This window comes from Citrobacter sp. U14242, from assembly GCF_046555775.1.
GTDB lineage: Bacteria > Pseudomonadota > Gammaproteobacteria > Enterobacterales > Enterobacteriaceae > Citrobacter.
In genome coordinates this window covers 325,040-338,431 of sequence record NZ_JBKGLW010000006.1, presented here as the reverse complement: position 1 = coordinate 338,431, position 13,392 = coordinate 325,040, and the positions used below count along the sequence as shown (strand labels likewise).

Sequence of the window (13,392 nt, the reverse complement as noted above, 5' to 3'; positions counted from 1 at the left end):
GCCACAGTCATCTCGGCGGGGTCAGTCCGGAGGCCTTTGAACAGGCCTCGTCGTGAGGTCAGGATATGTCTACAGTCATGGGGTCAGTCCAAGTGGTGTTGTCTGATCAAATTCTTTCACTATCGTTATAGGGCGGTGAACGCGTGTACCTGTAAGTTTTCCCCAGCTCGGGTCAACCGGAATAGTGACACCGTGAGAGAATGATTTTAACTCGATAGAACCCAGGCGAAGTGGCATCAGGCAACTGCCAACAATCGGCGAACCATTTTCATCTTCAAGCCATAAATGTGCGGGTGTAGACATAGTATTTCCTTATAAATAAATTCACGATAATGCTAACGTTTGAGCTTTACAATTTCGTATATAGATAAAACAACCATCAAAAACACAAAGAATATGGGGACAGGCCATATTGGACCGTCAGGGAAAAATTGAAAAAGGACAACTGCAAATAAAAGTGTCAGTAAGGCAGGGCCGTACATCGATATCAATGACCTGAATATGCGTCTGAAAAACCTTTTAATAATATTCATCATGACTATCGAATCATCCTGGTAATGATGTCTGCAATCTCACCATCCGATACCCATTGCGCTTTAAATGCCTCAGCCCGCTCAAACAATGGCTCTATCAGGAAGTACATCATTTCCAGCTCCTGAGCGTATAGCGCTGAGTAGTACGCTGGATAAGTAATATGAAGACGATGCGCGCTATCTGCCGCTTTCTGGACAATACCATATATGCCAATCCCCCCAACAACCTGTCCCGCTCTTCGCCCAGCCAGCGCACTGAGTTCAAGACTTAAATTCAAGCCTGTAGCGACAAATGATGCTGTTGCTAAAGCAAATCCTGTGTTGGTGAGTGAGCTTGCGGCAATATGAACATTTACTGCCATTAACAGTTGTTTGATGTGCTCCAGTTGATTGGACGTTTTGTATCGGAACACTTCTTCAAAGTATATTTTAAGCATGTCATACACAATATCCCCATGCCTTATAATATGATAAACGCCTTTAGTAAATCGGATATCTTCGGACTTTTGTTTCTGGCATACGTCCTGATATTCATCAGTAAAGCAGGATGTATAATACAGCACACGCGTTGCACCTGCGCCGATCATTTCAATCTGATTTGATACAGCGTTTCCTACACCTGTTAATGCGTGGTCGAGCTTCAGTGCAAGAATTTTGTTGGCCTGTAGGTAACTGATGACTTCATTGTTGTTGTACATAACCGCTCCTTGCTTATTTTTATTAAATCCAGTGTATCATTTTTTTCCACGGGGAAGAGTCCGTAAACAGTTGGTCGTAAAACGGAGAATAATTCAGCCAGATCGCTGATGGAATGCTCACCACTTCCGTGCATCCTGCATCCGCCGCTCCCAGAACCGGATTGAATCTTATCACCAGCTACGTGCAGTAGTCGCCAAAGTCGGGGGATAAATGACATTGAAACAAACATCAGTAATCAGTGCGGGCGTTTGATCTCAAACGCGATCGTTTATTACAGCTCCGCGCTCCTGTCACGACTACTTGAACGACTGGAAGCAGAGGGTAACGACAAGGACATTGAGGCTCTGACCAGGGCCTGGCCGCACATTATGCTGAACGGACATTATACCGTCCAGAGCAGCAATGAAATTATTAGCTTGGATGTGCTGGTTGCCGGGTTGAACTTAGGGTAATGAAATTTCGGTGATTCCGACGTAGAACCGCTAATAGATAGTCCTGCATTTACCGCTTAAGCATTGACCTTTCAGATTAAATGACCGACCATCCAGAAAGCCGTTATTTTAAACATCGGCTTTCTATCAGGTTGTATTTCGTCCGTTCTCATACGGGCTCACCCTTGAAACCAGTAACAGGATTAAGGAGTTAGAATGAAATCGAACCGTCAGGCCCGTCATATTCTTGGACTGGACCACAAAATCTCCAATCAACGTAAAGCCGTGACCGAAGGCGACAAAACCAGCGTGGTCAACAATCCTACCGGAAGAAAGCGCCGCGCTGACAGCAAGTAATTTCCCGCACGACATACGGATTAACGAGATAAACACCACTGCAACCGCAGTGGTGTTTTTGCTTATAAAACCCCTTAACCCATTCACAATGCTTTATACTTCGCCCGTTTCCCTGGCGGACAGGCCACATACGATCATAAAGAGTGCCAGGGACGGTTATTCAAAAAAGAGTGAGTGACATGGAAAACGAAACTAAAAAACTGCGTTCCCTTTACATCCCTTACGCTGGCCCGGTACTGCTTGAGTTTCCTCTTCTGAACAAAGGGAGTGCCTTCAGCATCGAAGAACGCCGTAACTTCAACCTGCTGGGGTTACTGCCGGAAGTTGTCGAGTCGATTGAAGAACAGGCGGAACGTGCCTGGATCCAATATCAGGGATTCAAAACAGAAATCGACAAACATATCTACCTGCGCAACATCCAGGACACCAACGAAACCCTGTTCTACCGACTGGTACATAATCATCTTGATGAGATGATGCCGGTCATCTACACCCCAACGGTGGGGGCAGCCTGTGAGCGTTTTTCCGAGATCTACCGTCGTGCACGCGGCGTGTTTATCTCGTACCAGAACCGTCACAACATGGACGATATTCTGCAAAACGTCCCGAACCACAATATCAAAGTCATCGTTGTCACCGACGGTGAACGCATCCTTGGTCTTGGCGATCAGGGTATCGGCGGCATGGGTATCCCGATCGGTAAGCTGTCTCTGTACACCGCCTGCGGTGGGATTAGTCCGGCGTACACGCTGCCCGTGGTGCTGGACGTGGGGACCAACAACCAGCAATTGCTGAACGATCCGCTGTATATGGGTTGGCGTAACCCGCGCATTACTGATGATGAATACTACGAATTCGTCGATGAGTTCATCCAGGCCGTGAAGCATCGCTGGCCAGAGGTGCTGCTGCAGTTTGAAGACTTCGCACAGAAAAACGCCATGCCGTTGCTGAATCGCTATCGCGACGAAATTTGCTCATTCAACGATGATATTCAGGGTACTGCGGCAGTCACAGTGGGAACGCTGATTGCAGCCAGCCGCGCGGCCGGCAGCCAGTTGAGCGAACAGAACATTGTTTTCCTTGGGGCCGGTTCTGCAGGTTGCGGGATCGCCGAGCAGATCATCGCGCAAATCCAGCGTGAAGGATTGAGCGAAGAAGCCGCGCGTCAACGCGTGTTTATGGTCGATCGCTTTGGCCTGTTAACCGATAAAATGCCAAACCTGCTCTCCTTCCAGACTAAGCTGGTGCAAAAACGCGAGAACCTGCAACACTGGGATACGCAGGAAGATGTGCTGTCACTGCTGGATGTTGTTCGTAACGTCAAGCCAGACATCCTGATCGGCGTTTCCGGGCAGACGGGCCTGTTTACCGAAGAAATCATCCGTGAGATGCACAAGCATTGTCCGCGCCCGATTGTTATGCCGCTGTCTAACCCGACGTCACGCGTGGAAGCGACGCCGCAGGATATTATTGCCTGGACCGAAGGTAACGCGCTGGTCGCGACCGGTAGCCCGTTCTCTCCGGTAGTGTGGAAAGATAAGATCTACCCCATTGCCCAGTGTAACAACGCCTATATCTTCCCGGGTATCGGCCTTGGCGTCATTGCCTCAGGCGCTTCACGTATTACCGATGAGATGCTGATGTCAGCAAGTGAAACCCTGGCGCAGTACTCACCGCTGGTACTCAACGGCGAAGGGCTGGTGTTACCGGAGCTGAAAGATATTCAGACCGTTTCCCGCGCCATTGCCTTTGCCGTCGGTAAAATGGCCCAGCAGCAAGGTGTGGCGGTGAAAACGTCTGCCGAAGCGCTGCAACAGGCAATCGACGACAATTTCTGGCAGGCAGAATATCGCGACTACCGTCGTACGTCTATCTGACGATTTACCCGGCGGCGCCTGCCGCCGGGTGTTCAACACTTGCACAATTCAGCAACTTGAGATTACACTTTCACCATCGATTAACATTCGGAAAAATATAAGGAGGATACTTATGCTGTACTGTGAACGTTTCATCGTTTCACATGCTTTTGGCGATCGCCAGTGCTCAAGCGTTATCGGTATCGTGCTGCGATAACTTCTGCTTGAGCGAAGCTAACTTCTAAATCCCCTTCTCTCGGGCTTACCGGGTTATCGTCAGCGATGTTTGACGAGGCGTTTTTGCGCCTGTAACTCTTGAGTAAGCAACAATGAGCACATTACTAACCGCACAATCCTTACACGTTGATACGGCATTCGGCACGCTGTTTGACGATCTCACCTTTACGCTGAAAAAAGGCGACCGCATCGGACTTATCGGCTACAACGGCTGCGGCAAAAGCACGCTGTTAAAGCTGCTTGATGGCACAATCCCCCCCACCAGTGGAACCATTGCGCAGGCGAATCACTGCCACCTCGCCCGCGTGGAGCAGCACTTGCCGGACGATATACTGTCACTTACGTTGCAGGAGGCGGTACTGGCCCAGCTTCCCGAGCATGAACGCGCCAGCCAGCAGTGGCGGGTTGAAGCATTGCTCGCCGAAATGGGTTTTACGTCGGAGAATTTTCACCTCACTGCACAGACCCTGAGCGGCGGGCAGCACACGCGCCTGCTGTTAGCCCGTGCACTGATGCGCAATCCGGACCTGTTGCTGCTGGATGAGCCGGGAAACCATCTGGATTTGCCCACATTGCTGTGGCTGGAGCAGTTCTTACAGAACTGGTCTGGCAGCTTCGTGGTGGTTTCTCACGACCCGCAGCTGCTGGATGCGGTGACGCACGGAACGTGGATCTTGCGCGATCGCACGTTGCACGCTTTTGATCTTCCCTGTAGCGCGGCGCGCCAGGCGCTGGTGGACAGAGATGCCAGCGACGCCCTGCGCCATAAAGCGGAGCAAAAGGAAATCGATCGCGTCACCGCCAGCGCCAAACGTCTGGCTACCTGGGGACGGGTCTACGACAACGAAGATTTGTCCCGCAAAGCCAGGCAGATGGAAAAACAGGTGCTACGGCTGAAAGACGTTCAGACGGAAGTGACCGCAGGAAGTCAGTGGACACTAACATTGCAGGGTGATGCCCTGCGTGCCGACCGCCTGCTGGAAATGACCAATCTGCCAGTCTCTCCGGCACCTGATGCAGCAACGTTGTTTTCCATTGCGGGTATTCGCATTAAAAGCGGCGATCGCGTGGCGATTGTCGGGCGTAACGGCTGCGGGAAATCATCGCTGTTAAAGCTTATCTGGCAGCAATATCAGACGCAAATGGCCTCGACATCACTGGTGTTGCACCCTCGCGTCACACTGGGGTATTACGATCAGACGCTACACCAGCTCGCAGATGACGACACGTTGTTTGATGCGCTCGAACCGTTTGCTCCGCAGCCGGATGTTCGCAAGATGGCGCTGATAAGCGCAGGTTTCCCGTGGGTCCGCCACCCGCAACGGGTCAGCACCTTAAGTGGGGGTGAACGTTCGCGGCTGCTGTTTGTTGGGCTGACGCTTGCGCGTTATAGCCTGCTGATGCTCGATGAACCAACCAACCATCTGGATATGGAAGGTAAAGAAGCGCTGGCGCAGACGCTACAAAGTTTCAGCGGCGGCGTGCTGCTGGTCAGTCACGACCGTCAACTGATCAGCCAAAGCTGTAACCGCTTCTGGTTTATCGACGAGGGTGAGCTTAGCGAATGGCATGACCTGGAGGCGATCAACAAGCGTATTCAGGATACCGCCAGTGAGTTAACGGCGACCAAAACCGTGGCACAGGTTGTTCCTGATTCCCAGCGTAATGGAGACGACATACTGGAGAAACTTCTTGAGCTGGAGCAGCGGCTGGCCGACGACCTCGCACGCAAACCCAAGCATCAGAAACCGCAGTTACAGACGCAATGGCGTAAGGAGATTGAGCGTCTGAATTCACAACTGGAGTAAACCGTATTGCCGGATAAGCTCGCGTCTTTCGGCAACTCTTTTTAGACGCAGAACGACGTTTGGGCAAAAAAATGGCGCTACCGATGTAGCGCCATTTTTATCAGCAGAACGTTAATGGATTATTGTAACCCTTCCTCGTTCTTTTTCTTCGCCTCTTCGCGTTCAACTTCGCGATACCAGCGCGGGTGGTGCTTCTTCGCCCAGCGGCGGCTGACCTTCCCTTCGACCATGCCTTTAATCGATCCTTTCACCCAAAATGCCATGTACATATGGATGAGGATAGCGTGCATCAAAATAATGCCCGCCGCAGCGTGGATCAGCAGGCTATAGCGCACTACCTGCATCGGGAAGAACTGCGCAAAGTACGGACGCCAGATAATCACCCCGGTCACCAGCAGCACAAAAATCATGCTCATGATCGACCAGAACATCATTTTCTGTCCGGCGTTGTACTTACCGACATCCGCCACCTTGTGTTCATTGCCCTTCAGCACTTCCACAATGTTTTTCAGCCACGGAATATCTTTCTTATCCGGGATGTTGTGGTGCACAAAGCGCACAAACATGAACATCAGCGCAACGAAGATCAGCAGACCAAAGAACGGGTGCAAAATACGCCCCATCTGCGGCGTACCGAAGGTTTGCGTCAGCCATTGCAACGTCGGGAAGAAAAACGAAATCCCCGACAGCGACACCAGAAAGAAGCAGATCACCACCGTCCAGTGACAGGCGCGGTCGATAAATTTCGTGCGCACAATCATTTTCGACTTACTCATGATGATCCTCCTCGTCGTCGTCCACTTCCTTGTTCGGGCCAATACCAATGTAGTGGTAAATCAGTCCGGCGAAGGTGGCGATAAATCCGGCGGCGGCCAACGGTTTCAGCGCCCCTTTCCACAGATTGATAGAGGTATCTATCTGCGGGTCTTTCGGCAAACCGTGGTACAACTCCGGCTGGTTGGCGTGATGCAGGACGTACATGACATGCGTACCGCCCACACCCTGCGGGTTGTAGACACCAGCATGTTCGTAGCCGCGTGATTTCAGCTTCTCCACGCGCTGCTCGGCCATTTCCAGCATCTCTTGCTTAGTACCAAAGTGTATCGCCCCGGTCGGACAGGTTTTCACGCAAGCAGGTTCCTGCCCAACGCTGACGCGATCCACACACAGCGTACATTTATACACGCGGTTATCCTCTTTATTGAGGCGCGGAATATTAAATGGACACCCGGCAATACAGTACCCGCAACCAATGCAATGCTCTGACTGGAAATCAACAATCCCGTTGGCGTACTGGATGATTGCTCCGGCAGACGGGCATGCCTTCAGGCAGCCCGGATCTTCACAGTGCATACAGCCGTCTTTACGTATCAGCCATTCCAGCTTGCCGTTCTGTTCGGTTTCGGTAAACCGCATCACCGTCCAGGACTTGGCGCTGAGATCGGCGGGGTTGTCATACACCCCGACGCAATGCCCCACTTCATCACGGATATCGTTCCACTCTGAGCAGGCCACCTGACAGGCCTTGCAGCCTATGCAGGTGGAAACGTCGATCAGTTTTGCGACTTCGGCTTTGTAATCACGGGCCTGAGGTGGCGGCGTGATGGAGTTTGTTGCGGACCTTTTGATGATGTCCTGCGTTTCCATAGACATATATTCGCCCCCTTACGCCTTCTCGATGTTAACTAAAAACGCTTTGTATTCCGGCGTTTGCGAGTTTGCATCACCGACATTCGGCGTCAGGGTGTTGGCGATAAAGCCTTTACGCGCGACTCCTTCAAAGCCCCAGTGGATCGGGATCCCTACGGTTTCGACCTTCTGGCCGTTGACGTTCAGGGTTTGCAGACGGCGGGTGACCACCGCAACCGCACGAATAAATCCACGTTTGCTGCTGACTTTCACGTAATCGCCGTTACCGATACCTTTTGCTGACGCCAGCGTTTCGCTGATTTCCACAAACTGCTCTGGCTGGGCAATCGCATTCAACAATGCGTGTTTGGTCCAGGTGTGGAAATGTTCGGTCAGACGATAGGTGGTCCCGACGTATGGGAAGTCCTGCTTCGTCCCCATACGCAATGCATCCGCCTCGTACAGACGTGCTGCCGGGTTGGAGATCACGTTCGGATGCAGCGGGTTAGTACCCAGCGGCGTTTCCATCGGCTCGTAGTGTTCCGGGAACGGCCCTTCCGCCAGCTTATCGATGGCAAACAGACGCCCCAGCCCTTCTGGCTGCATAATAAACGGATTGGTGCCACTGCCCGGTGCGGCGTTGTTGAAGTCAGGGATATCATTACCGGTCCACTTAGTACCGTTCCACTGGATCAACATTCGTTTCGGATCCCACGGTTTACCCTGCAGATCTGCCGACGCGCGGTTGTACAGTACACGACGGTTCAGTGGCCATGCCCATGCCCAACCCAGCGTATTACCAAGACCTGATGGGTCGGCGTTATCGCGATTGGCCATCTGGTTGCCCTGCTCGGTCCAGCTACCGGTATAAATCCAGCAGGAAGATGACGTTGTACCGTCATCACGCAGGAGGGCAAAGCTGTTGAGTAACTGACCTTTTTTCGCCACCAGCACGCCATTGGCATCATAGAGATCTTCCAGCGCATAGCCGTTGTTCTCTTTGGCCACTTCCTCGGAATGCGGTTCATCCGGTTGCTTGTAGTTCCAGCTCATTTTCAGCACCGGCTCTACGCCTTTACCACCTTCAGTGCGGTACATTTCGCGCAGACGATGGTAAATACCCGCCAGAATTTCGCCGTCATTACGTGCTTCACCTGGTGCATCCTGACCTTTCCAGTGCCACTGCAGCCACCGGCCAGAGTTAGCAATCGAGCCGTCTTCTTCTGCAAAGCAGGTGGATGGCAGACGGAAAACTTCAGTCTGAATCGACGCCGGATCAACATCGTTGGATTCGCCGTGGTTTTGCCAGAACGTTGAGGTTTCTGTCACCAGCGGATCAATAATCACCAGATACTTCAGTTTGCTGAGGCATTGCACCACTTTGTTTTTGTCCGGGAAGGACGCAACCGGGTTAAAGCCCTGACAGATGTAGCCGGTGACTTTCCCGCTATCCATCATGTTGAAATATTTGATGACGTCGTAGGACTGATCCCACTTCGGCAGCCATTCAAAGCCCCAGTCGTTTTCTTTCTGCGCCGCATTGCCGTAGAAAGACTTCATCAAACTGACGAAGAACTTAGGATAGTTTCCCCAGTAGTTCACCTGATCGGCCAGCGTCGCTTTTGGCGTATTGGCAGCCAGATAGGTTTGCAGATCAGTCTGCTTTTCTGACGGTAGCGTCAGATAACCGGGCAGGCTGGTAGACAGCAGACCCAGGTCGGTTAAGCCCTGAATGTTGGAGTGACCGCGTAATGCGTTTACACCGCCGCCGGCCATCCCCATGTTACCGAGCAGCAACTGGATCATCGCCATGGTGCGGATGTTCTGCGCCCCAACGGTATGCTGCGTCCAGCCCAGCGCGTACAGGAAGGTCGTCGTACGATCGGCCGCGCTGGTGGATGCCAGCACTTCACACACTTTCAGGAAGTCGGCTTTCGGCGTACCGCAGATGTTTTCCACCACGTCCGGCGTATAACGGGAAACGTGCTGTTTGAGCAGGTTCCACACGCAACGTGGATGGCTTAAGGTTTCATCGCGTTTCGCGTAGCCATTTTCATCGAACTGGTAGTTCCAGGACGACTTATCGTACTGACGTTTTTTCGCGTCGTAACCGCTGAACAGGCCATCTTCAAATGCAAAATCATCCCGCACCAGCAGGCTGGCGTTGGTGTAATGCTTAACGTATTCAGCGTTAATTTTGTTGTTTTCAATCAGATACAGCAATACACCGGACAGGAACGTAATGTCCGTACCGGAGCGAATCGGCGCGTAGATATCCGCGACGGAGGCTGTACGTGTAAAACGGGGATCGACAACAATCAGCGTGGCATCATTGTTGTTTTTAGCTTCCATCGCCCAGCGGAATCCCACCGGATGTGCTTCAGCGGCGTTACCGCCCATCACCATCACGACGTTAGCATTTTTAATATCAACCCAGTGGTTGGTCATCGCACCGCGACCAAATGTTGGAGCAAGACTTGCTACCGTTGGTCCGTGTCAGACGCGTGCCTGGTTGTCTACCGCCAGCATGCCGAGTGAGCGCACGAATTTTTGCGTCAGCATGCCGGTTTCATTACTCGCCGCAGATGCACACAGCATCCCGGTTGAAAGCCAGCGGTTTACCGTAACACCCTGCTCATTTTTCTCAATAAAGTTGGCGTCACGGTCGGCTTTCATCAGTTTTGCGATGCGGGAAAAAGCTTCATCCCAACTGATGCGTTGCCATTTGTCGGAACCGGGAGCGCGATATTCCGGATAGCGTAAACGGCTTTCGCTGTGCACGTAATCCAGTAATCCTGCGCCCTTAGGACAAAGTGCCCCACGGCTCACCGGATGATCCGGATCCCCTTCGATATGATAAATCGACTCTTTGGCGTTTTTTGCTCCATCACCAAGGCTATACATTAATAGCCCGCAACCTACGGAACAGTATGTGCAGGTGTTTCGGATCTCTTTTGCGCGTAACAGTTTGTAGTTTCGCGCTTGAGCCAGTGCCATTTTGGGTGCAAAACCCAGTGCGGCCACTGTTGTTCCCGCCATACCGCCCGCGCAGATTTTAAAGAATTGTCTGCGGCTGACGTCCATTGCTTTCCTCTTTTTTACAGGGGTTCGTACAAGACATCTTTCACCTTGCGCCAGCGCGGCAGTCTGAAAGATGACATGTACAACTTCGCGACGAAACTAACAGCTATATCCATATTTTTTTTGCGTCAAATCAATAACGAAACGGTTCCGCTACTAAATAGTGCAGTTTGTGTAACCTGTGTACCCACAAGGAGTTAGCTAAAAGCTAATTAGTTAGCCCGTGCTGACGTAAAAGTGCTATAAATTTCAGCTTCATTTTTGCCAGGACGACGGACAGACAAACAGCATGACAAAACAAAAAGCAACGTTAATCGGGCTCATCGCCATTGTGCTGTGGAGCACGATGGTGGGGTTGATTCGTGGGGTAAGCGAAGGTCTTGGGCCCGCGGGCGGCGCAGCGATGATCTTCTCGCTAAGCGGCCTGCTGTTGATATTTACCGTCGGATTCCCAAACATTAGAAAAATACCTGTTCGTTATTTAATCGCCGGTAGCGTGCTGTTTGTCAGCTATGAAATTTGCCTGGCTTTGGCATTAGGTTATGCCGCTACCCGACACCAGGCAATAGAAGTAGGAATGGTCAATTATCTCTGGCCAAGTCTGACGATTTTGTTTGCTATATTATTTAATGGTCAAAAAACAAACTGGATGATTATTCCAGGATTAATTCTCGCATTGACCGGAGTCTGCTGGGTTTTAGGTGGCGACAACGGTCTAAATCCAGGTGAAATTATCAGCAACATTGCCAGTAGTCCGCTGAGTTATTTTCTCGCATTTTTGGGCGCTTTTATCTGGGCAACGTATTGCACCGTCACTAATAAATTTGCGAAAGGGTTTAACGGCATTACCGTTTTTGTTTTACTGACAGCGACAAGTTTGTGGGTCTACTATTTTATAACGCCACAACCAGAAATGGTTTTCAGCACACCGGTGACCATTAAGATGTTCACGGCTGCATTAACGCTAGGATTTGCCTATGCAGCATGGAATATCGGAATTTTGCACGGTAATGTCACTGTCATGGCGGTAGGGTCTTATTTCACTCCAGTGCTTTCTTCTGCACTGGCTGCCGTATTGCTCAGCGCCCCACTGTCGTTCTCGTTCTGGCAAGGCGCACTGATGGTCTGTGCTGGCTCGCTGCTGTGCTGGCTGGCAACACGTCGGGCATAGAAATCATGCCGGGTTTCTGCATACAGATAAACCCGGCTACACTCTGGTCAGTTAACGGATAATAATTGTACATTCCGCTTGTGTTTTATGTTTTTATTTGTTTAATTAAATGTTAAGCAACTGGTAATTAATCAACAACCGAAAATATTATATGTTTACTTATAACCCTCTGGTTGTATATATTTTACATAGGTTACTAACGATTACTAAACCATAATCAGCACAATAGTCCCCGCCGAGAATATACCCCAGCAAAAGGTCACATATTAAGATTAATATAATCGTCTGTATTATGTAGATCTGGATCACACAAATCCAAATATTCCGCAATATTATGAAACTTATTATTGAACTAATACCACATCGTCATTTAAAAATAGTTCGTCATTGATGAACGGCCTCGTTTAGCAATGGTTTAGGAAACACACCAAGAAAAAATTATAAGGATTATTTAGAATGAAACTTAAATTAGTTGCAGTGGCAGTGACTACCCTGTTGGCAGCAGGTGCGGTAAACGCAGCTGAGATTTATAACAAAGACGGTAACAAACTGGATCTGTACGGTAAAGTTCACGCTCAGCATCACTTCTCTGACGATACCAGCAGTGATGGTGACAAAACTTACGCGCGTCTGGGCTTCAAAGGCGAAACTCAGATCAACGACCAACTGGTTGGTTTCGGCCAGTGGGAATATGAATTCAAAGGCAACCGTTCTGAAGATCAAGGTTCCGAAGCAGACAAAACCCGTCTGGCATTCGCTGGCCTGAAATTCGCTGAATACGGTTCTTTCGACTACGGTCGTAACTACGGCGTAGCCTACGACATCGGCGCATGGACTGACGTCCTGCCAGAATTCGGCGGTGATACCTGGACCCAGACTGACGTCTTCATGACTCAGCGTGCTACCGGCGTTGCAACTTACCGTAACACTGACTTCTTCGGTCTGGTTGAAGGTCTGAACTTTGCTGCTCAGTATCAGGGCAAAAACGACCGCAGCAGCGACGTTGAAGCGAACGGCGACGGTTTCGGTCTGTCTTCTACTTATGAATACGAAGGTTTCGGCATCGGTGCGACCTATGCGAAATCTGACCGTACTGATGACCAGATGCGTAATGGCAACAACGAATTCTACGCTTCCGGTAAAAACGCAGAAGTATGGGCTGCTGGCCTGAAATATGATGCGAACAACATCTACCTGGCAACCACCTACTCTGAAACCCGCAACATGACCACGTTCGGTAAAGTTGACGGTATCGCGAACAAAGCTCAGAACTTTGAAGCTGTTGCTCAGTACCAGTTCGACTTCGGTCTGCGTCCGTCCATCGCTTACCTGAAATCCAAAGGTAAAGATCTGGGTGTTTACGGCGACCAGGATCTGGTTGAATACATCGACCTGGGTGCGACCTACTACTTCAACAAAAACATGTCTACCTTCGTTGATTACAAAATCAACCTGCTGGACGACAACAAATTCACTTCTGACGCACGTGTTAGCACTGACAACGTCGTTGCTGTTGGTCTGAACTACCAGTTCTAATTTTGTTGTAAGTTGAATACAAAGCCAGTCCATCCAGGGCTGGCTTTTTCTCTT

9 protein-coding genes and 2 pseudogenes are annotated in these 13,392 nt (G+C 50.6%); 6 read left to right on the top strand and 5 right to left on the bottom strand.

Annotated elements, in window-relative coordinates; all coding sequences use genetic code 11:
• Window positions 1-90: 90 nt before the first annotated feature.
• Both ACLJXE_RS12680 and ACLJXE_RS12675 read right to left on the bottom strand, forming a co-directional pair.
• Window positions 91-303: pseudogene (locus ACLJXE_RS12680) on the bottom strand (type VI secretion system tube protein Hcp); the annotation flags it as partial.
• A 235-nt stretch (window positions 304-538) separates the two neighbouring features.
• Window positions 539-1,231 (bottom strand): hypothetical protein, encoded by a 693-nt coding sequence (locus tag ACLJXE_RS12675; protein WP_410751030.1) that lies wholly within the window; start codon window positions 1,229-1,231, stop codon window positions 539-541.
• A gap of 139 nt (window positions 1,232-1,370) precedes the next feature.
• Here ACLJXE_RS12675 and ACLJXE_RS12670 point away from each other — a divergent pair.
• From ACLJXE_RS12670 to ACLJXE_RS12655, 4 genes and pseudogenes are all read left to right on the top strand, one after another.
• A pseudogene (locus tag ACLJXE_RS12670) lies at window positions 1,371-1,684 on the top strand (Tn3 family transposase); the annotation flags it as partial.
• A gap of 195 nt (window positions 1,685-1,879) precedes the next feature.
• Window positions 1,880-2,020: a stationary-phase-induced ribosome-associated protein gene (sra, locus tag ACLJXE_RS12665; RefSeq protein ID WP_410751029.1), complete on the top strand. Its 141-nt coding sequence runs from the start codon at window positions 1,880-1,882 to the stop codon at window positions 2,018-2,020.
• A gap of 179 nt (window positions 2,021-2,199) precedes the next feature.
• Complete coding sequence (maeA, locus tag ACLJXE_RS12660; RefSeq protein WP_410751028.1) at window positions 2,200-3,897, top strand: malate dehydrogenase; 1,698 nt, start codon at window positions 2,200-2,202, stop codon at window positions 3,895-3,897.
• Window positions 3,898-4,205: 308 nt separating this feature from the next.
• Window positions 4,206-5,921 (top strand): ABC-F family ATP-binding cassette domain-containing protein, encoded by a 1,716-nt coding sequence (locus tag ACLJXE_RS12655; protein ID WP_410751027.1) that lies wholly within the window; start codon window positions 4,206-4,208, stop codon window positions 5,919-5,921.
• 119 nt (window positions 5,922-6,040) lie between these two features.
• On the opposite strand, the gene fdnI is transcribed toward ACLJXE_RS12655, so the two are convergent.
• The 3 genes from fdnI to fdnG are packed head-to-tail and all read right to left on the bottom strand — an operon-like array spanning window position 6,041 to window position 10,634.
• Window positions 6,041-6,697, bottom strand: coding sequence for a formate dehydrogenase-N subunit gamma (gene fdnI / locus ACLJXE_RS12650; protein ID WP_410751026.1), 657 nt, complete (start codon window positions 6,695-6,697; stop codon window positions 6,041-6,043).
• Complete coding sequence (gene fdnH, locus ACLJXE_RS12645; protein ID WP_115258486.1) at window positions 6,690-7,574, bottom strand: formate dehydrogenase N subunit beta; 885 nt, start codon at window positions 7,572-7,574, stop codon at window positions 6,690-6,692. Before fdnH ends, fdnI begins: the two co-directional genes overlap by 8 nt.
• Window positions 7,575-7,586: 12 nt before the next feature.
• Entirely contained in the window at window positions 7,587-10,634 is a 3,048-nt protein-coding gene (gene fdnG, locus ACLJXE_RS12640) for a formate dehydrogenase-N subunit alpha (RefSeq protein ID WP_410751025.1), read from the bottom strand.
• A gap of 286 nt (window positions 10,635-10,920) precedes the next feature.
• On the opposite strand from fdnG, the gene yddG reads away from it, so the two are divergent.
• Both yddG and ompD read left to right on the top strand, forming a co-directional pair.
• Complete coding sequence (gene yddG / locus ACLJXE_RS12635; RefSeq protein WP_410751024.1) at window positions 10,921-11,802, top strand: aromatic amino acid efflux DMT transporter YddG; 882 nt, start codon at window positions 10,921-10,923, stop codon at window positions 11,800-11,802.
• 456 nt (window positions 11,803-12,258) lie between these two features.
• Entirely contained in the window at window positions 12,259-13,338 is a 1,080-nt protein-coding gene (gene ompD, locus ACLJXE_RS12630) for a porin OmpD (RefSeq protein ID WP_410751023.1), read from the top strand.
• Window positions 13,339-13,392 lie beyond the last annotated feature (54 nt).